At 73.8% G+C, this 17,866-nt stretch carries 18 protein-coding genes and 2 tRNA genes; 9 read left to right on the top strand and 11 right to left on the bottom strand.

Annotation, left to right across the window (positions count from 1 at the left end; translation table 11 throughout):
• Window positions 1-107: 107 nt before the first annotated feature.
• Window positions 108-191, bottom strand: a tRNA-Leu gene (locus tag HPC71_RS00150).
• A 208-nt stretch (window positions 192-399) separates the two neighbouring features.
• Between HPC71_RS00150 and HPC71_RS00145 the strand changes: the two genes are divergently transcribed.
• Genes HPC71_RS00145 through pknB form a run of 7 tightly spaced genes read left to right on the top strand, consistent with a single transcriptional unit; the run spans window position 400 to window position 9,338 of the window.
• Window positions 400-1,128, top strand: a complete 729-nt coding sequence (locus HPC71_RS00145; protein ID WP_171895918.1) for an FHA domain-containing protein — start codon at window positions 400-402, stop codon at window positions 1,126-1,128.
• Window positions 1,121-1,615, top strand: coding sequence for an FHA domain-containing protein FhaB/FipA (locus HPC71_RS00140; protein ID WP_154616023.1), 495 nt, complete (start codon window positions 1,121-1,123; stop codon window positions 1,613-1,615). The genes HPC71_RS00145 and HPC71_RS00140 overlap by 8 nt, the downstream gene beginning before the upstream one ends.
• Window positions 1,612-3,084 (top strand): PP2C family protein-serine/threonine phosphatase, encoded by a 1,473-nt coding sequence (locus HPC71_RS00135; protein ID WP_171895917.1) that lies wholly within the window; start codon window positions 1,612-1,614, stop codon window positions 3,082-3,084. The genes HPC71_RS00140 and HPC71_RS00135 overlap by 4 nt, the downstream gene beginning before the upstream one ends.
• Window positions 3,084-4,487: an FtsW/RodA/SpoVE family cell cycle protein gene (locus HPC71_RS00130; protein ID WP_154616025.1), complete on the top strand. Its 1,404-nt coding sequence runs from the start codon at window positions 3,084-3,086 to the stop codon at window positions 4,485-4,487. The genes HPC71_RS00135 and HPC71_RS00130 overlap by 1 nt, the downstream gene beginning before the upstream one ends.
• A 2-nt stretch (window positions 4,488-4,489) precedes the next feature.
• Window positions 4,490-5,956 (top strand): peptidoglycan D,D-transpeptidase FtsI family protein, encoded by a 1,467-nt coding sequence (locus HPC71_RS00125; protein WP_154612655.1) that lies wholly within the window; start codon window positions 4,490-4,492, stop codon window positions 5,954-5,956.
• On the top strand, window positions 5,953-7,557 hold the full coding sequence (locus HPC71_RS20840; RefSeq protein WP_154616027.1) for a serine/threonine-protein kinase: 1,605 nt from the start codon (window positions 5,953-5,955) through the stop codon (window positions 7,555-7,557). Before HPC71_RS00125 ends, HPC71_RS20840 begins: the two co-directional genes overlap by 4 nt.
• A 56-nt stretch (window positions 7,558-7,613) precedes the next feature.
• Window positions 7,614-9,338, top strand: a complete 1,725-nt coding sequence (gene pknB / locus HPC71_RS00115) for a Stk1 family PASTA domain-containing Ser/Thr kinase (protein ID WP_230084458.1) — start codon at window positions 7,614-7,616, stop codon at window positions 9,336-9,338.
• A gap of 71 nt (window positions 9,339-9,409) precedes the next feature.
• On the opposite strand, the gene HPC71_RS00110 is transcribed toward pknB, so the two are convergent.
• A complete protein-coding gene (locus tag HPC71_RS00110) occupies window positions 9,410-10,210 on the bottom strand; it encodes a DUF881 domain-containing protein (protein ID WP_253943834.1) in 801 nt (266 codons plus the stop codon).
• Between the two features lie 84 nt (window positions 10,211-10,294).
• On the opposite strand from HPC71_RS00110, the gene HPC71_RS00105 reads away from it, so the two are divergent.
• Complete coding sequence (locus HPC71_RS00105) at window positions 10,295-10,750, top strand: cell division protein CrgA (RefSeq protein ID WP_171895915.1); 456 nt, start codon at window positions 10,295-10,297, stop codon at window positions 10,748-10,750.
• A 259-nt stretch (window positions 10,751-11,009) separates the two neighbouring features.
• Here the strand turns inward: HPC71_RS00105 and HPC71_RS00100 are convergent, their stop codons facing one another.
• Complete coding sequence (locus HPC71_RS00100; protein ID WP_230084428.1) at window positions 11,010-11,819, bottom strand: rhomboid family intramembrane serine protease; 810 nt, start codon at window positions 11,817-11,819, stop codon at window positions 11,010-11,012.
• A gap of 124 nt (window positions 11,820-11,943) precedes the next feature.
• Complete coding sequence (locus HPC71_RS00095; RefSeq protein WP_154612348.1) at window positions 11,944-12,450, bottom strand: peptidylprolyl isomerase; 507 nt, start codon at window positions 12,448-12,450, stop codon at window positions 11,944-11,946.
• A gap of 198 nt (window positions 12,451-12,648) precedes the next feature.
• Between HPC71_RS00095 and HPC71_RS00090 the strand changes: the two genes are divergently transcribed.
• The gene (locus HPC71_RS00090) at window positions 12,649-13,407 is read left to right on the top strand and encodes a F0F1 ATP synthase subunit B family protein (protein ID WP_154616029.1); all 759 of its coding nucleotides are present in this window, start codon (window positions 12,649-12,651) and stop codon (window positions 13,405-13,407) included.
• A 42-nt stretch (window positions 13,408-13,449) separates the two neighbouring features.
• On the opposite strand, the gene HPC71_RS00085 is transcribed toward HPC71_RS00090, so the two are convergent.
• From HPC71_RS00085 to HPC71_RS20835, 7 genes are all read right to left on the bottom strand, one after another.
• The gene (locus tag HPC71_RS00085; protein ID WP_154616031.1) at window positions 13,450-14,469 is read right to left on the bottom strand and encodes a 1-acyl-sn-glycerol-3-phosphate acyltransferase; all 1,020 of its coding nucleotides are present in this window, start codon (window positions 14,467-14,469) and stop codon (window positions 13,450-13,452) included.
• Window positions 14,470-14,514: 45 nt separating this feature from the next.
• Window positions 14,515-15,348 (bottom strand): patatin-like phospholipase family protein, encoded by an 834-nt coding sequence (locus HPC71_RS00080; protein ID WP_154612351.1) that lies wholly within the window; start codon window positions 15,346-15,348, stop codon window positions 14,515-14,517.
• Window positions 15,349-15,373: 25 nt separating this feature from the next.
• Window positions 15,374-15,799: a DUF3817 domain-containing protein gene (locus tag HPC71_RS00075; RefSeq protein ID WP_253943833.1), complete on the bottom strand. Its 426-nt coding sequence runs from the start codon at window positions 15,797-15,799 to the stop codon at window positions 15,374-15,376.
• Complete coding sequence (locus tag HPC71_RS00070) at window positions 15,796-16,551, bottom strand: SURF1 family protein (RefSeq protein WP_171895914.1); 756 nt, start codon at window positions 16,549-16,551, stop codon at window positions 15,796-15,798. Before HPC71_RS00070 ends, HPC71_RS00075 begins: the two co-directional genes overlap by 4 nt.
• Window positions 16,552-16,604: 53 nt before the next feature.
• Entirely contained in the window at window positions 16,605-17,543 is a 939-nt protein-coding gene (locus HPC71_RS00065; RefSeq protein ID WP_171895913.1) for a hypothetical protein, read from the bottom strand.
• Window positions 17,544-17,577: 34 nt separating this feature from the next.
• Window positions 17,578-17,650: transfer RNA gene (locus HPC71_RS00060), tRNA-Ala, on the bottom strand.
• Window positions 17,651-17,701: 51 nt separating this feature from the next.
• The gene (locus HPC71_RS20835) at window positions 17,702-17,830 is read right to left on the bottom strand and encodes a DLW-39 family protein (RefSeq protein ID WP_216656498.1); all 129 of its coding nucleotides are present in this window, start codon (window positions 17,828-17,830) and stop codon (window positions 17,702-17,704) included.
• Window positions 17,831-17,866 lie beyond the last annotated feature (36 nt).

Genomic DNA, 17,866 nt, shown 5'->3' with positions numbered 1-17,866 from the left:
GCAGCCGCGGGCATTCCGCGACGCGCCAGGAACAACACGGGCCGCGAACGACGAAGGCCGGGAACGACGAAGGCCCGGGTCCGAGGACCCGGGCCTTTCGTTTCACGTGCGCGAGGGGGGAGTTGAACCCCCACGCCCTTTCGGGCACACGGACCTGAACCGTGCGCGTCTGCCTATTCCGCCACTCGCGCGTGAAGCCCCGCAAGGTTAGCCCAGCGCGTGAGATCCGACCAAACCGGGAACGGAGGGTGCGAGCCGCGGACGGTCGACATGGTTACGATCGGTCCCGACCCGGCGGCCGACAGGGCCTGTCGGCCCTGCCCGGACCAGCGGTCCGAGACCAGCGGTGCGAGAGACTTGCAGCACCAGGCAGAGCGACGTGGAAGGAGGCGGCGGGACGTGGGCGGACTCTCGCGCCTCGAGCAGCGGCTCGAGCAGATGATCTCCGGCGCCTTCGCCAAGGCGTTCCGGTCGGCGGTGCAGCCGGTCGAGATCGCGGCGGCGCTGCAGCGCGAGATCGACAACAACGCCCAGATCCTCTCCCGCGACCGGCGGCTGGTCCCCAACGACTTCCACGTGGAGCTCTCCGCCACCGACCTCGAGCGGCTCGCGCCGTACGACACCGCGATGGCCGGCGAGCTCGCCCAGCAGCTGCAGGACCACGCCGACGACCAGGGCTACGTGTTCCCGGGCCCGGTCCAGATCGACTTCGAGCCGGCCGAGGACCTCACCACCGGCCGGTTCCGCATCCGCAGCCGCGCCCAGGCGCGGGTGACCGGCAACGCCACGCACACCCAGGTACGCCGCGCGCGGGCCGTGCTCGAGGTCAACGGCACCACCCAGCCGCTGCACCCGCCGGGCGTGGTCGTGGGGCGCGGGACCGACGCGGACGTGCGGATCAACGACCCCGGCGTGAGCCGGCGCCACGTCGAGTTCGGCGTGACCACCGAGCGCCACGGCGGGGAGGAGTCGGTGCGCGTCGAGGTCCGCGACCTCGGGTCGACCAACGGCATGCTCGTCGACGGGCAGAAGATGGCCCGCTCGGTCCTCCACGACGGCGCCGAGGTCCGCATCGGCAACACCACGATGACGGTCCGCGTCGTCGAGGAGGACGCCTGGGATGTCTGAGCTCACCCTCTTCCTGATCCGCGTCGCCTACCTGGCGATCCTGTGGATCTTCGTGCTCTCCGCGATCTCGGTGATCCGCTCGGACATGTTCGGCGCCCGGGTGCCCGAGTCCGCCCGCGGCGCAGGCGAGCCCCGCCCGCGCCGCTCGGGCCGGACCGGCCGCGGCGGTGGCAAGGAGAAGCCCAAGCGGCGCGGCTCCCCGACCCACGTCGTGGTCACCGAGGGCAGCAACGTCGGCGAGCGCGCCGATCTCGACCAGGCGCCGATCCTCATCGGGCGCGGGAGCGACGCCGCGATCCGCCTCGACGACGACTACGTCTCCACGCGACACGCCCGGATCGCGGCCTCGGGCGACCAGTGGTTCGTCGAGGACCTCGGCTCCACCAACGGCACCTACATCGGCAGCGTCCGGATCACCCAGCCCACCACGGTCACTCTCGGCACGCAGGTGCGGATCGGCAAGACCATCCTGGAGCTGCGGAAGTGAGCCTGCGCCTGCACTGGTCGGCGATCTCCGACGTCGGCCGGGTCCGCAAGGACAACCAGGACTCCGGGTACGCCGGACCCTGGCTGCTCACCGTCTGCGACGGCGTCGGTGGCGCGGCCCGGGGCGACATCGCCTCCAGCACGGCCGTGGCCCAGCTGCGCCGCCTCGACGAGCAGCCCACCGGCGAGCCCGAGGACCTCCTCGGCCTGGTCTCGGGTGCCCTGCACCGCGCGCACGACCGGATCAACGACCTCGTCGAGGAGGACCCCAGCCTCAACGGCACCAGCACCACCGCGACCGTCGCGCTCTTCGACGGCCGGCGGATCGCGGTCGGCCACGTCGGCGACAGCCGCGCCTACCTGTGGCGCGACGGCGAGATCTCCCAGCTCACCAAGGACCACACCTTCGTCCAGAGCCTCATCGACGAGGGCCGGATCAGCGAGGCCGAGGCCCGCGTCCACCCGCACCGCAACCTGATCCTCAAGGCGCTCGGCGGCCCCGGCGACGTCGATCCCGACCTCTTCCTCGTCGATCTCGTCGCCGGCGACCGCCTGCTGCTGTGCAGCGACGGCGCGAGCGGCGTCCTCGACGACAGCCGCCTCGGCGCCCTCCTCGCCGACGGCACCCCCGACTACGCCGCCGTCGAGCTGGTGCGGGCCAGCCTCGAGGCCGGCAGCTCCGACAACGTGACCTGCATCGTCGCCGACGTGCTCGCCGAGGAGCAGGCCGACGTCGACCCGGCGTACGCCGAGCTCGAGCCGATGCTCGTGGGCGCCGCCGCCGAGCTGCGGCGCCGGCCGACCCGCGGCGCGAAGCCCAGCGGTCTCTTCCGCGCCCGCGCCGGGGACACCGGCGAGCTCGACCCGGTGCCGGCCGACGTGCCCGACGACGTGCCGTTCGCGATCCCCTCGGACCCCATCGACCCCGAGGCCGCCCGCTACGCCCCGCGGCCGCCGCGCCGCCTGGCCTGGCTGCGCCCGCTCTTCGGCCTGCTCGTGCTCGGCGGCGTGCTCTGGATGACCGCCGCCGCGGCCTGGGCATGGAGCCAGGACCAGTACTTCGTCGGCGAGGAGGACGGCACGGTCGTCATCTTCCGCGGCCTCAACACCGACCTGCCGGGCGTGTCGCTGAACGAGCCCTACGAGACCACCGACGTCGAGCTCGACCGGCTCTCGGACTTCGACGCCGGCAAGGTGCAGGAGGGGATCGAGGTCGGCGACCTCGACGACGCCCGCCGCGCGGTCGACAACCTCGCCGCCCGGCAGTCCGACGCCCCGACCGACGCCACCTCCGACGACCCGACCGACCCGGCCGACGACCCCACGGGCGACCCGACCGACGGGGCGACCCAGCAGGCAAGCCAGGAGGCCACCCCGGCCGCCACGGAGCAGGCCACCGCCCGGGCGAGCGTCCGGCCGGCGCCGCCCGGCCCGGTCTCGGGCACCGGCGTGGCACCGGAGTCGCGCTGATGGCCGCCGGTCAGCAGGGCGCGATCATGGGCTTCGTCCACCGCCGCCGACGGGGCGCGGAGCTGTTCCTGCTCGTGCTCGCCCTCGCGGTGGGCATCGGGGCGTACGCCGCCGTCGGCCTCGGCGTCGACGGCGAGATCCCCGTCGACCTGCTCGGGTACGGCGGGTGGCTGGCCGGCCTCGTGGTCGCCGCCCACGTGGTGATCCGCTTCGTGGCGCCGTACGCCGACCCGGTGCTCCTGCCGGTCGTCGCCGCCCTCAACGGGCTCGGCCTGGCGGTGATCCACCGCCTCGACCTGGCCGACGGCACGACCTTCGCGCGTCAGCAGCTGACCTGGATGACCCTCGGCGTGGTGCTCTTCGTCGGGACGCTCATCGTGCTCCGCGACCACCGGGTGCTGGCCCGGTTCACCTACACCAGCGGGCTGGCCGCCATCGCGCTGCTGCTGCTGCCGCTGGTGCCGGGCCTGGGCAAGACGATCAACGGCGCGCGGATCTGGATCGGCGTCGGGCCGTTCAGCTTCCAGCCCGGCGAGGTCGCAAAGGTGCTGCTCGTCATCGCCTTCGCCGGCTACCTCGTCCTGCACCGCGACGCGCTGGCGCTCGCGGGCCGCCGGCTGCTCGTGGTCGACCTCCCGCGCGGCCGCGACCTCGGGCCGGTCCTCGCGATGTGGCTGATCAGCCTCGGCATCCTGGTCTTCCAGCGCGACCTCGGCTCCAGCCTGCTGTTCTTCGGCCTGTTCCTCGTCATGCTCTACGTCGCCACCGAGCGGCCCGGCTGGCTGGTGGTCGGCACCACGCTGTTCCTCGGCGGCGCGCTCATGGCCTGGCGCCTCTTCGGCCACGTCCGCACCCGCGTCGACATCTGGATCGACCCGTTCGCCTACTACGGCGAGGGCACCAGCGACCAGGGCTTCCAGCTGGTCGAGTCGATCTTCGGGATGGCCTGGGGCGGCCTGCTGGGCCGCGGCTTCGGCGAGGGCAGCCCCGAGCGGATCCCCTACGCCGAGTCGGACTTCATCATCGGCGCCATCGGCGAGGAGCTCGGCCTCACCGGCGTCATCGCCGTGCTGCTGCTCTACGGCCTCATCGTCGAGCGCGCGCTGCGCGCCGCCCTCATCTGCCGCGACGGCTTCGGCAAGCTGGTCGCCACCGGCCTGGCGAGCGTCTTCGCGCTCCAGGTCTTCGTGGTCGTCGGCGGCGTCACCCGGCTGATCCCGCTCACCGGCCTGACCACCCCGTTCCTCTCCTACGGCGGCTCCTCGCTGGTGGCGAACTGGGTGATCATCGCGCTCGTCCTGCGCATCTCCGACATGGCCCGCCGCCCGGCGCCCTCGGCGACCGACGATGCCGGCGACGGGGCCGCGGACGCCGAGACCACCCAGGTGGTACGCCTGTCATGACGATGAACAAGCCGATCCGGACCATCTCGATCTTCTGCCTGCTGCTCTTCCTGGCGCTGATGGTCAACGCGACCTACCTGCAGTACCAGGCCGCCGGCGACCTCAACGACGACCCGCGCAACCGGCGGGTGATCGACGCGGCGTACTCCCGCGAGCGCGGGGCGATCCTCGTCGGGCGCGACTCGGTGGCGATCAGCAAGCCGGTCGACGACCAGTTCGAGTTCCTGCGCACCTACCCCCAGCCGTTCAAGTACGCCCCGGTGACCGGCTTCTTCTCCTACACCTACGGCGCCTCCGGCATCGAGCGCTCGCAGAACGACGTGCTCTCCGGGGAGGACTCCCGGCTCTTCGTCACCCGGCTCGTCGACCTGGTCAGCAACGACGACTCCGAGGGCGGCAACGTCCAGCTGACCCTCGACGCCGCCGCCCAGGACGCGGCGTACGACGGGCTGAGCGCGCTGGGCCCCGGCACCCGCGGGTCGGTGGTGGCCCTGCAGCCGAGCAGCGGCAAGGTGCTCGCCATGGTCTCCCTGCCGACCTACGACCCCAACAACCTCTCCTCCCACGACTTCACCGAGGTCCGCGAGACGTGGACGCGGCTCAACGACGACCCGGCCAAGCCCCTGCTCAACCGGGCCATCCAGACCACGCTGCCGCCGGGCTCGACGTTCAAGGTCCTGACCGCCGCGGCGGCGATCGAGGCCGGCCTCTACACCGCCGACGACCTCGTCCCGGGCGGCGCGAGCTACCAGCTGCCCCTCACCCGCGGCGAGAGCGGCCTGATCGACAACGAGGGCCGGGCCTGCGGCACCGACCGGATTCCGTTCACCCAGGCCATGGAGCAGTCGTGCAACACGACCTTCGCGGCGCTCGCGGGCGAGGTCGGCGCGGAGCGGATGCTGGAGACCGCCGAGGCGTTCGGCTTCAACAGTGAGTACCTCGAGGACCTGCGGCCCCAGGCCGAGTCGGTCTACCCCGACAAGCTCAACGCCGCCGAGCTGGGTCAGACCGGCATCGGCCAGTTCGAGGTGCGCGCGACACCGCTGCAGATGGCGATGGTCGTCGCGGGCATCGCCAACGGTGGCGTGGTCATGCGGCCCTACGTCGTGGACGAGGTCCAGTCGGCCGACTACGAGGTGCTCGACAAGACCCCCGCGCGGGAGCTGTCCCAGGCGGTCAAGCCGCAGACCGCCGACGAGGTGACCGAGCTGATGGTGGCCACCGTCGAGAACGGCACCGCCGCCCCGGCCGCCATCCAGGGCGTCGAGGTCGCGGGCAAGACCGGCACCGCGCAGAGCGGCGACCCCGACCGCCCGCCGTACGCCTGGTTCGTCTCCTTCGCCCCCGACGAGGACGTCGCGGTGGCCGTGGTCATCGAGAACGCCGACATCTCCCGCTCCGAGATCGCCGGCGGCACCCTCGGCGGACCGATCGCCAAGGCCGTGATGGAGGCGGTGATCCGCCAGTGAGCGACCCGACCGTGACCTTCGGCGCCCCCGAGCCCCGCTACGCCGACGACGCCCGCCGCTACCGCCTCGAGAGCCGGATCGCGACCGGCGGCATGGGCGAGGTGTGGCGCGCCACCGACACCACGCTGGGCCGCGAGGTCGCCGTCAAGCTGCTCAAGCACGAGTACGCCGACGACGCGACGTTCCGCTCCCGCTTCGAGACCGAGGCGCGGCACGCCGCCTCCCTGCACCACCCCGGCGTCGCGGCCGTCTACGACTTCGGCGAGGCCGCGCCCGCCGACGGCTCGGGCGTCCCCCGGCCCTACCTCGTCATGGAGCTCGTCGACGGCCAGCCGCTCTCGGCGCTGCTGCGCGAGGGCCAGCCGCTGGACCCCGACGCGGTCCGGCACCTGCTCGTCCAGGTCGCCGACGCGGTCGGTGCGGCCCACGCCGCGGGGATCGTCCACCGCGACATCAAGCCGGCCAACCTCCTCGTCACCCCGGACCGGGTCGTCAAGATCACCGACTTCGGCATCGCCCGGGCCGCCGACGGCATCGGGATGACCCAGACCGGCCAGGTGATGGGCACCCCGCAGTACCTCTCGCCCGAGCAGGCCCGCGGCAACACCGCCACCCCGGCCTCGGACGTCTACGCCCTCGGCGTGGTGGCCTTCGAGATGCTCGCCGGCCACCGCCCCTTCCAGGCCGACTCCCCCGTCGCCACCGCGTTGGCGCACCTCAACGACCCCGTCCCGGACCTGCCGGACTCCGTGCCCGCCGACCTCGCGGCGGTGGTGCACCGGGCGATGGCCAAGGACCCCGCCGACCGGTACGCCGACGCCTCGGCGTTCGCCGCCGCGCTCCGCGACCCCTCGACCGAGCTGTTCACCGCGCCGGGCGCGGCCGAGCAGACCGAGGTCCTCTCCCGGACCGCCGTGGCGGCCCCCCTGCCCGCCGAGGCCACGACCGTCGCGCCCACCGGCGCCACCGCGCTCGCGGACGAGACCGGCGCCGAGGCCGACGAGGCCGCAGCGACCCGCCGCCGCAGGGCCCTGGTCGTCGGGCTGCTCGTCGCCGTCCTGGTCGTCGCCGGGATCGTGGCCGCGCTCGCACTCGGCGGCCGCGGCGACGACGACCCCGACGACACCCCCTCGGTCTCGGCCGGGACCGTGACCATCGACGAGGACGACTACCTCGACCGGCCGGTCGACGAGGTGCGCCGCGAGCTCACCCGCGCCCGCCTGCGCGTGCGGACCGACGAGGTCGCCAACCCCGGCGGCCGGACGCCCGGCCTGGTCACCTCCGTCGACCCCTCCGGCCGCCTGGACGAGGGCGAGCTGGTGACGGTGCAGTTCTGGGGCCCCGAGCCGGCTCCGGAGCCCACCCCCGAGCCGACGACCGAGGCCCCCACCGAGGAGCCCACCACCGAGGCTCCGTCGCCCGAGCCGACCACCACCGAGGCCCCCACGCAGGAGCCGTCCTCCCCCGAGGGCCCGACCGAGGAGCCGACCACGAGCACCCCGCCGACCCCCACGGCACCCAGCTCCCCCACCCAGGCCAGCAGCAGCCCGCCCTCGCAGGCGTCGGGCGAGCCGTCCCCGACCGAGGAGGAGGACCGGTGACCGGTCCGGTCGTCGGCGGGCGCTACGAGCTCGGCGAGCTGCTCGGCCGCGGCGGGATGGCGGAGGTCCGCAAGGGCATCGACACCCGGCTCGGCCGCGTCGTGGCGGTCAAGCGGCTGCGCACCGACCTGGCCAGCGACGCGACGTTCCAGGCGCGCTTCCGCCGGGAGGCGCAGTCCTCGGCGTCGCTGAACCACCCCGCGATCGTCGCCGTCTACGACACCGGCGAGGAGATCGCCACCGACGGCAGCGGCGTGGCCCAGCCCTACATCGTGATGGAGTACGTCGCCGGGCGGACCCTGCGCGACATCCTCCGCGAGGGCCGCAAGATCCTGCCCGAGCGGGCCCTGGAGATCACCAGCGGCGTGCTCGCGGCGCTCGACTACAGCCACCGCGCGGGGATCATCCACCGCGACATCAAACCCGGCAACGTCATGCTGACGCCGTCGGGCGACGTCAAGGTGATGGACTTCGGCATCGCCCGGGCGATCAGCGACGCCTCCTCGACGATGACCCAGACCGCGGCCGTCGTCGGCACCGCGCAGTACCTCTCCCCCGAGCAGGCCCGCGGCGAGACCGTCGACTCCCGCTCCGACGTCTACTCCGCCGGCTGCCTGCTCTACGAGCTGCTCACCGGCCGCCCGCCGTTCGTCGGCGACAGCCCGGTCGCGGTCGCCTACCAGCACGTCCGCGAGCCGGCCCGGCCGCCGTCGGACCACGACCAGGACCTCCCGCCCGAGGTCGACGCGATCGTGATGAAGGCGCTCGCCAAGCGGGTCGAGGACCGCTACCAGTCCGCCGCGGCGATGCGCAGCGACATCGAGCGCTACCTCGCCGGCCGGCCGGTGCAGGCGGTCGCCCCGCCGTCGCCCCCGCCGACGATGACGGCCGCGCCGGTCGCCTCGAGCGGGCCGCCGACCGCGGTGCGCCCGCCGCTGCCGCAGGCCGGGGAGGAACGTCCGGGCCGACGTGCGGGGATCGTGGCGCTCGTCGTGGCGCTGGTCCTCGCGATCGTGGTGGGCGGCGCGCTGCTGCTCCCCCGGCTCTTCGAGTCCCCGCCCGAGCAGGTGCCGGTGCCGAACCTGATCCGCCTCAACGACGACCAGGCCCGGGCCGCCATCCGCGAGGCCGGGCTGAGCGTCGGGGACGTCTCCTTCGCCGAGAACGAGAACATCCCCGCCGGGAAGGTCGCCGAGCAGCAGCCCAACCGCGACCAGTACGTCGACCCCGGCACCAGCGTCGACATCGTGGTCTCCCTGGGCGAGCCGCAGGTGACCGTGCCCTCGGTCGTCGGGCTGAGCCGGGCCGACGCCGCCGCGCAGCTGCGCTCCTTCGGCCTGCGCACCAACCAGGAGGAGACCGAGTCCGACGAGCCGGCCGGCGAGGTCGTGGCCCAGGAGCCCGCCGCGGGCCAGGAGGTCGCCGAGGGCGCGACGATCACCATCGCCTACTCCGACGGGCCCGAGGAGGTCCCCGACGTGGTCGGCCGCCGTCAGCGGGAGGCCGAGCGGATCATCACCGAGGCAGGGTTCCGGGTCTCCGTGGTCCGCTCCTCCGACACCACCGAGCCCGCCGGCACGGTGATCCAGCAGAGCCCGAACGCCGGCGAGCCCCTGCCGCAGGAATCGACGATCACCATCGTGGTCTCGACCTACCAGCCGACCGAGGACCCCTCCCCCTCCGAGAGCCCCGACCCCAGCGGGCTGCCGACCGACGACCCCTCGGCCACGCCGTCCCGCGAGGGCCGCGGCGGCCGCGGCGACCGTGGGGACCGCGACTGACCGGAGGGCGCTGTCGGTGCCTCTACCGCGCCGTACGGAGCTGCAACGCGCGCGGGGCTCAGTCGAGGGGCTCAGTCGAGGGGTTGGGCGTAGGACATCGTGAGCACGCCGTCGTACGCCGGGGCGACGACCTCGTCCTCCACGGCGAGGTCCCAGCCCACGGCGCCGCGGCCGACGGCGTCGAGGTACGCCGCCACGTAGTCGTCACCGCCGACGCTCGCCTGGAGGCTGCCGGGGTCGCCGACGGCCTCGATGACGTAGGGCTGCGGGTAGGGCACGCCGTGCAGGGTGACCGCGTTGCCCTCGCACTTGATGCCCGTGGTGGTGATGATCCGTTGGCCGGCGATGGTCACGGCGGTGGCCCCGCCGCGCCACAGGGCGTTGACGACCGCCTGGATGTCCTGCTGGTGGACGACGAACTCGTTGACGTCGGCGTCGGGGGGCTGGGCGTCGACGACCTCGGGCGGGGCGTCGGAGAGCACGATGCGTACGCCGGGGCCGCGCCGCGGCTCCAGCCCGCCCATGTCGCGCAGGGCGTCGGCCTGCCGGCGGGCCTTGGTCACGCCGGCGTTCGACACGCTCCCCGCGAGGCGGTCGACCTCGTCGTCGAGGTCGGCGGCCCGCTGGCGCAGGGCGTCGTACTGCTCGGCCTCGGCCTCGACCAGGGACGCCAGGTCGGTGTAGCGGCCCGGTCGCAGGTCGGTCCCGTCGCTGTTCTGGGCGCTCGCGACGAAGAGCGTCCCGCTGAGCACGACCATCACCGGGGTGCCGATCCGCCAGGCGAGGCCCGCCCCGGCACGGGGCCGGCGGAGGCGGTCGGACCAGCGACGCCTCGCGTGGTCCTCGGGCCGCTCGTGGGAACCGGATGTCACGACGACTAAGGTAACCCGGGTCCCGCGGCGTCCGGCGGCGGGCGAACCCAGGCAGCACCCCAGCACCCGTCCCAGGAGAGCCCCGTGGCCAAGCAGAAGACCGAGCGAGACCCCCTCGCCCCCGTGCGGGGCCCGATCTTCTCGGTGCGCTCCATCCTCGCGCTCGTCCTGGCGGTCGGGGGCATCGGATGGATGATCTACTACTACGCCGCCGTGCGCCCCGACCCCGCCAGCGGCGAGGCCGGCAGCCCGGCCGCGATCGCCGACCTCGGCGACTGGAACTACCTGATCGGCTTCGGGCTGCTCTTCCTCGGCCTGATCATCGCCGCCCACCCCTCCACCCCGCTGGGCCGCGGCCGCGGCGTGGTCGTGGGCATGCTCGGCTGCTTCCTCATCGGCCTGCTGTGGATCTGCACCTTCTACATCTTCAGCGACGACCTCTCCAGCCTGTGGATCTTCAACGACCTCGGCCAGCTCAACCTCGTCGTCGGCATCGCGTTCATGGCGGTCGGCTTCACCTACGCCACGCGCTGGGAGTGACCGCGTCCCGCACCCCGCGGGCGCCCTGCACCACCGACCGCCGGTCGGCCTCCGGGCCGGCCGGCGGTCCGCATTTCGTCCACAACGGTGGACGAACCTGTGCAGAATGACAGCGGTGTAGTTCTGCACAGGCTGGTCCACAGGCTGTGGATAAACCTGCGGGGTCCGGGCAGGCCGAAGCCCCCGACCGGGTGGGCCGGGGGCCGGCGCCGGGCGGGGGCAGGGACCGCAGGAGACGGCCCCGCGGGTCGAGGTGCGGTCAGGCGAGGACGAGCACGCGGGTGACGATGGCGACGGCCACGAACAGCGTGATCGCCGCGAGGCCGGCCACCTGGACCGTCGTACGCCGGGGCCCGCGGGGGGCGTAGACGAGGACCAGCGCGACGAGCAGGCCGCCGGCGAACCCGCCGAGGTGGCCCTGCCAGGAGATGCCCGGCACCGCCAAGGTGAGGACCACGTTGACCGCGATCAGCACGCCGATCTGGCGGACGTCGCCGCCGACCTTCCGGGCGAGGACGAACAGCGCGGCGAAGAGGCCGTAGACGGCGCCGGAGGCGCCGAGCGTGGCCTGGTACTCCCCGCCGAACCAGAGCACGACGGCGGACCCGGCGAGCAGCGAGAGGAAGTAGAGCGCGAGGAAGCGCCAGCGGCCGAGGGCCGCCTCGAGCTGGGGCCCGAGCACGTAGAGCGCGAACATGTTGAACGCGATGTGCAGGACGGCCTGGTGGGTGAAGCCCGAGGTCAGGACCTGCCAGAACGCGCCGTCGGCGACGCCGGGCAGCCAGGTGCCCCCGTTGGCGCAGACGTCCTGCGGGACGTCGTAGCCGCCGCCGTCGACGAGGCAGAGGCCCTTCGGCCGCAGCGCCAGCAGGTCGACGAGGCGGCTGGCGGCGCCGCCGGTGACCAGCACGGCCACCCAGACGGCGACGTTGATCGCGATGAGCGCGATCGAGGTGCTCCCCGGCCGGCCCGGAAGCGCGCCGCCGTACGCCGTGCGGCCGCTGCGCATGGTCCGCGCACCCTCGGCGACGCAGTCGGGGCACTGGAACCCGACCGCGGCGTCGCGCATGCAGTCAGGACAGATCGGGCGGCCGCACCGCTGGCAGCGGATGTGCGACTCCCGGTCGGGGTGCCGGTAGCAGACGGGCACCCCCGACTCGGGGGCCGGCCGGGGAGACTCGCTCAACGAAGGGTCAGCGGATCTCGACGGACTCGATGACCACCGGCTCGACCGGGCGGTCCCCGGGGCCGGTCTTCGTCGTGGCGATCGCGTCGACCACGTCGCGCGAGGCCTGGTCGGCGACCTCGCCGAAGATCGTGTGCTTGAAGTTCAGGTGCGGCGTGGGGCCGACGGTGATGAAGAACTGCGAGCCGTTGGTGCCCGGGCCGGCGTTGGCCATCGCGAGCAGGTAGGGCTTGTCGAAGACGAGCTCGGGGTGCGGCTCGTCCTTGAAGGTGTAGCCCGGGCCGCCGGTGCCGGTGCCGAGCGGGTCGCCGCCCTGGATCATGAAGCCCTCGATGACCCGGTGGAAGATCACGCCGTCGTAGAACGGACCGGTCTTGCCGTTCCCCGCGTCGTAGGACTTCTCCCCCTTCGCGAGGCCGACGAAGTTCGCGACGGTCTCGGGGGCGTGGTTCGGGAAGAGGTTGACGACGATGTCGCCCCGGTTGGTCTTCAGTACGGCCTGCTGGTCAGCCATGGGTGTCCTTACACGTGATGAACGGCTTGGTCCGACCGCGCCGCGTTCCGATCGCGGCGCGGGTGGGTACTTGCACGGTGACGGCGGTGTCCCCGCCGTACCCGTCGATCCTCGCACGTGGCGCCAACCGGCCTCCCGGGTGGCCCGGCCGTGCCTCGCGTGATCGAATGCAAGGACCGAACGAGAGGAAGTGACGCGATGCGTCTGCGCAAGAAGAAGTCCCTCCTCGATCAGGCCTCGGAGTACGTCGACACCGTGCGCCCCCAGGTGGAGGCCGCTGTCGTGCATGCCAGGGAGGCGGTCGAGGACTTCGTCGAGACCACCGCACGACCCGCGCTCGCCGACGCCAAGGTGAAGGCCGGGCCCGCCCTCGCCGACGCCAAGGTGAAGGCCGCTGCCGGCCTCGCCGAGGCTCGGGAGAAGGCCGCACCGGTCATCGCCGAGGCTCGGGAGAAGGCCGGACCCGCCCTCGCCGACGCGAAGGCGAAGGCCGCTCCGATCGTGGCCGCCGGCGCCGCCGCGGCGGGCGAGAAGGCCGCCGCGGTCCGCGCCGCCGCCGAGAGCAAGGTCGCCCAGCTCCACGGTGAGCCGCCGAAGAAGAAGGGCGGCAAGGCCAAGAAGTTCCTGCTCGTGGCCGGCATCGCCGGCGTCGTCGCCGTGGTGGCCAAGCGCCTCCAGGGCGGGAGCACCAGCGACAACTGGCAGTCCTCCTACGTGCCGAGCCCGCCGCCGTCCTCCGGCGCGGACACCACGGACACCACGACCACGGCCACCACCCCGGCCGCGCCGGCCGGTGCGGCGACGTCGTCGACGCCGCTGGCCGACGAGGTCGCCGAGGACATCGGGGGCGCCTCCCCCGACGAGGCGATCGCCGACGCCGCCGAGGCCCCGCACCCGGTGACCACGCCGGACGAGCCGGCCGAGGTCACCGAGATCGACGGCGACGAGAAGAAGTAGTCCGCCCGGCGCCCGGACTGCTCGACGGGCCGGCGCCGTGCCTCACCTGGACCGGCCGGAGGGAACGTCCTCCGGCCGGTTCTCGGCTATCCAGGCATCGATCCGCTCCCACCAGCCGTAGAGCCAGTCGATCCGCTCCTCGCGACCGTCGGGGATCTCCTCGCGCGGGACCTGCCACCAGCGCATGGTCAGCTGCTTGTCCATCGGCAGCGCGCGCCACACGTCCGCGACGCCCGCGAGGTGGTCCAGACCCGTGTGCGCCACCAGCACGACGTCGGCCTCCGGTGCGGCGTCGAGAGCCGCGAGCAGCCCGCCCGGCTTCGGAGCGAGCACGTGGGTCATCTGCTCGGCGCGGTTCGCCATGGCGTGCAGCCCGAGCCGGTGCAGCCGCTGGATGGCCCGCGTCCGCCGCTGCGGGGTGAAGTTGCCGCCCTCGGGGAAGATCACGAACGCGTCGTTCTCGTCCAGGCCGGTCGCCAGCGCCCGGATCTGCTCGTCGACGTCCTCGCCGGGCCGCCCGGGGGTGATGAACCGCGCCGGGATCCGGTTGAGGAGCACGTCGATCGCGGGGTCCCACGCCAGGGTGTCCTTGAGGACGACGCGCGGCTCGCGGCCGTACCAGTGCATCAGGGCGTGGATCAGGGTGAAGGAGTCACCCGGGCCGGCGTGGCGGCAGCAGACCACCAGCGGCACACCGGGGTGGGCGTCGGGTGCGGGCCCGTCGGTCGTGATCGTCAGCCGGAGCACCCGCTTGGCCTCCCGGAAGAGGATCCACATGGTGCCCTGGACCAGGTCGTAGTGGATGCCCTCCCAGTACGGCGTCCGGATCCGCCGCCCGAACCCGCTGGCCAGCCACATGCCGAGCAGCACCACGAGCAGCAGCGCCTCGGCGGTCAGGTAGAGCACCGCGACCCAGGCGACCCGGACCACCCGCAGCCGGCCCGGCACCACCGAGGAGAGCAGCGCGCCCCCGACCAGCCACAGCGGGAGGGTCGCCCACAGCAGCACGGCGAGCGCGACGACGGCCGGCGCCAGCACGAGCCGGCGCAGCACCCAGGTCATCGGTGGTCGCCGGCGGTCACCGGCGCGCCCGCCCGGGCGACCGGCTCATCGGGCGAGGGTCTCGTCGAGGTACTCCACGCACGCATCGTAGGTGCGGTCGATGCGTTCCTGGACGCTCCGGAAGTCCGTGGCGGCGCGCCAGGTGTCGTCGCGCCCGGAGGTCCCGCGCGCGGGCAGCACGTGCGCCTCGACCCCCGGTGGCAGCTCCGCGAGCTCGCGGTGGAAGCGGTGCCGGCGGGCGATCTCGAAGGACACCCGGGCCACCTCCCACGGGCGGCGCGGGACCCGCAGCGGCCGGTCGATCCGGCCGACCTGGAGCACGAAGACCCGGTCGGCCCCCAGCTGCACCGCGCGGGCGAGCGGGATCGAGTTCACGATGCCGCCGTCGAGGTAGTGCTCCGACCCGACCCGGGCCGGCGGCAGCAGCCCGGGGACGGCCGCGCTCGCGACCACCGCGTCGACGACCCGCCCGGAGTCGAACCAGTGCTCCGCGGCGCGCTCGATGCTGGCGGCGCACACCTGGAACCGGACGGGCAGCTCCTCGAAGGTGACGTCCCCCAGCTCATCGACCAGCCGCTGCTTGAGCGGCTCGGCCGACCACAGGTGGGTGCCGGTGGCGACGGCCCGGCGGACGGTGCGCAGCGGCCGGTCGCCGTACACCTCGCGCGGCGCCTGGCGGGCGTCGTCCCACAGCCGGGTCATCCGCTCGATCACGGCGAGGGTGGGCTCGCGGGCGACCAGGGCGCCGTTGAGCGCGCCGATGCTGGTGCCCAGCACCAGGTCGGGGGTGATCCCCCGCTCGAGGAGCGCGCGGAGCATGCCCACCTCGACCGCGCCGAGCACGCCTCCGCCGCCGAGGACGAACGCCGTCGTGGTCATCGCGCCGCTCGTCCCCCGGGCCGCGTCAGTCGCGGACGGGCTCGGCGGCGGCGAGCTGGGCGCGGACCTGCTCGGTCGCCCGGTGCTCGGCCCAGAAGCTGAGGATCGGGACGGTGCCGCAGATGAGGGTGACGAGGGTGAAGTTCAGGTCCCAGTCGGCCCGCCGCGCGAGCAGGAAGGCCATGATCAGGAAGATCATGTAGAGCCAGCCGTGCGCGACACCGAGGTACTCGGTGATCGCGAGGCCGAGCTCCTGGGCCCCCGAACCGGCGGCGAAGAGGTCCGGCGTGCTGTCGAAGATCCCCCACATGCCGGTCCCGTCGAAGTTGGCCAGCGGCACGCCGACCAGGCACAGCACGATGAGGAGCACGCCGACGACGGTGGCCATGAACCGGTAGCGGGTGAGAGCGCTGTTGAGGCCGGGGTCGGTGCGCAGGTCGTCGTCGATCACGACGTCGACGTTACCGGCTCGTCTGCGGCGTCCTCGTCGCGTTCCCGCGGCGCAGCGAGCTCGCGTGACCAGCGCCACCAGATGAACGCCGCGAAGCCGCCGAAGACGAACCACTCGATGCCGTAGAGGAAGTTCTTCAGCCCGGTGAACGCCGAGGCCTGCGAGACCTGGTCGAGCTCGGCCTCCTCCAGGCCGGCGAACGGCTCGCGGGCGATGCCGAAGCCGCTGAACAGGTCCTGGTCGACGTGCTGCACGAGGTCGGCGGTGCGCACCTGCGGGAGGACGTCGTCGGTCCGGTCGGGGTCGCTGGCGTTGGTGCCCTCGGTCGGCTCGAAGTACGCCGTCACCTCGGCCGGCCCCACGGGCGGCGCGGGGGCCTCGGCCGGGGACGGGGTCCACCCGCGCACGACGTAGAGGGCCGACCCGCCGCCACCGTCGACCTCGACGGGCGTGGCGGCCCAGAAGCCGTCCTCGCCGTCGTGCTCGCGGCCCTCGATGTAGACGGTCCCCTCAGGGACCCAGGTGCCGCTGAGCTCGACCGGCCGGCCGACCTTGTCCCCGGGGAACGGGTCGTCCGGGCCGATCACGTCGAGCAGCGGCACCGGCGTGACGTCGCTGAAGTCGGCGACCTCGGCCTCGCGGTGGGCCTGCCAGGAGTCGAGCTGCCACAGGCCCAGTCGGCAGGCGAGGGCGACCAGCACGAGCGCCAGCAGGTGCCCACCCCAGTAACGCGGATGCAGGGCGACAGGCACCCTTCCAGGGTACGGCGTGACGCAGGTCGCTCCCGGGTTGGCGGGTGCCCGGCTCAGTCCGCGCAGGCCGCGAACGGCACGGTCCGCGCGCGCACCAGCGCGGCGGCAGCGACGGGGTCGACCAGCTCGTAGCCCACCCGGCCGGTCGACGGATCGGCCACCCCGCGGCGGAACCCGTCGGCAAACGCCGGCCGCTCCCCCGGCCAGCTCGCCGCGAGCCGCATCCGGTCGAAGGCGTCGGAGCGCAGCTCGCCGAGCCGAGCCGTGGCCAGCCCGCCCTGCAGGGCCACCGACCACGCCTCGAGCTCCTCGAGCCGGCCGGTGTCGACGCCGCTCGGCGCCTCCACGCAGCCTCGCTCGACGTACGTCGCGTCGGCGGGCGGGCCGACGAGGGCCGTGAGCGCGGGGTCGGCGGCCCACGACCGCGTCCCGTCGTCGGTCGCGCCGAGGACGACGAGGCTGTCGCGGGCCCGGACCTCGGCGCCGGCGAGCGGGCCGACCCGGTCGCGCACCGCGCGCTGCACCGCGGCCATGTCGAGGCCGAGGCGGAAGGAGAGCACGTAGCCGGGGCCGCCGGGGCCGTCGGGGCCGTCGAAGACCGCCTCCCAGCGCACGTCGTCCTGGGTGAAGCCGTACTCGCGGGCCAGCCGCTCGTCGACGCCGCGCAGCAGCCCGTCGGTCAGCAGCGGTGCGTCGGTGGCTGCCCGGGCCCAGAACCGCGCCCGCTCGGCGGGCGAGGACTGGCCGGTGAGGTCGGGGAGGCCGAGCTGGAGGCGGACCCGATCGAGGTCGGTGACGGCCAGGGAGGTCGCCGACTCCGGCACCAGCGCCATCGCGGCGGCGGCCGCCTCGTCGCGCACGTCGAAGGCGGGGGCGGGGGTGGGGCTGCCCGCGGACGGCGCCGGCGCGGCCTGCGGTGCCGTGTCGGTGCAGCCGGCGAGCGTCGCGGCCAGGAGGGCCACGGTCGCGGCCGCGGCGAGCCTGCTGGTCATGGCCGCCCTTCCCCCGGTGACTGCGACATCGGTGTGGAGCCTAGGGGACTCGAACCCCTAACCCCCTGCTTGCAAAGCAGGTGCGCTACCAATTGCGCCAAGGCCCCGTGCTCGCGCGGGTGCGCGGCGGTGGGTGTGGCCGGTGCGGACCGGCCGGCTCAGGACGAGGAGCGGACGCTGTCGGTCGCTTCGGCCCACAGGGCCTGCTCGTGCTGGCCCTCGTCGTACTTCTTCTTCGCGAGGACCGCGCCGGCGGCGGCCAGGGCGAGGAGGACGATCTTCTTCATCGGTGGACCTCCGGTCGCGCGGTGCGTTGCGGGTGG

The sequence above is a fragment of the Nocardioides marmotae genome, from assembly GCF_013177455.1.
GTDB classification, from domain to species: domain Bacteria; phylum Actinomycetota; class Actinomycetes; order Propionibacteriales; family Nocardioidaceae; genus Nocardioides; species Nocardioides marmotae.
This window is presented reverse-complemented; position numbering and strand designations above follow the sequence as displayed.

Bases quoted from the DNA above. Each gene is read 5' to 3' on its own strand.
- HPC71_RS00140 (WP_154616023.1), top strand. From the start codon at position 1,121: ATGTCTGAGCTCACCCTCTTCCTGATCCGCGTCGCCTACCTGGCGATC.
- HPC71_RS00130 (WP_154616025.1), top strand. From the start codon at position 3,084: ATGGCCGCCGGTCAGCAGGGCGCGATCATGGGCTTCGTCCACCGCCGC.
- HPC71_RS00125 (WP_154612655.1), top strand. From the start codon at position 4,490: ATGAACAAGCCGATCCGGACCATCTCGATCTTCTGCCTGCTGCTCTTC.
- pknB (WP_230084458.1), top strand. From the start codon at position 7,614: ATGGCGGAGGTCCGCAAGGGCATCGACACCCGGCTCGGCCGCGTCGTG.
- HPC71_RS00100 (WP_230084428.1), bottom strand. From the start codon at position 11,819: ATGCGCGACGCCGCGGTCGGGTTCCAGTGCCCCGACTGCGTCGCCGAG.
- HPC71_RS00095 (WP_154612348.1), bottom strand. From the start codon at position 12,450: ATGGCTGACCAGCAGGCCGTACTGAAGACCAACCGGGGCGACATCGTC.
- HPC71_RS00090 (WP_154616029.1), top strand. From the start codon at position 12,649: ATGCGTCTGCGCAAGAAGAAGTCCCTCCTCGATCAGGCCTCGGAGTAC.
- HPC71_RS00085 (WP_154616031.1), bottom strand. From the start codon at position 14,469: ATGACCTGGGTGCTGCGCCGGCTCGTGCTGGCGCCGGCCGTCGTCGCG.
- HPC71_RS00080 (WP_154612351.1), bottom strand. From the start codon at position 15,348: ATGACCACGACGGCGTTCGTCCTCGGCGGCGGAGGCGTGCTCGGCGCG.
- HPC71_RS00065 (WP_171895913.1), bottom strand. From the start codon at position 17,543: ATGACCAGCAGGCTCGCCGCGGCCGCGACCGTGGCCCTCCTGGCCGCG.
- HPC71_RS20835 (WP_216656498.1), bottom strand. From the start codon at position 17,830: ATGAAGAAGATCGTCCTCCTCGCCCTGGCCGCCGCCGGCGCGGTCCTC.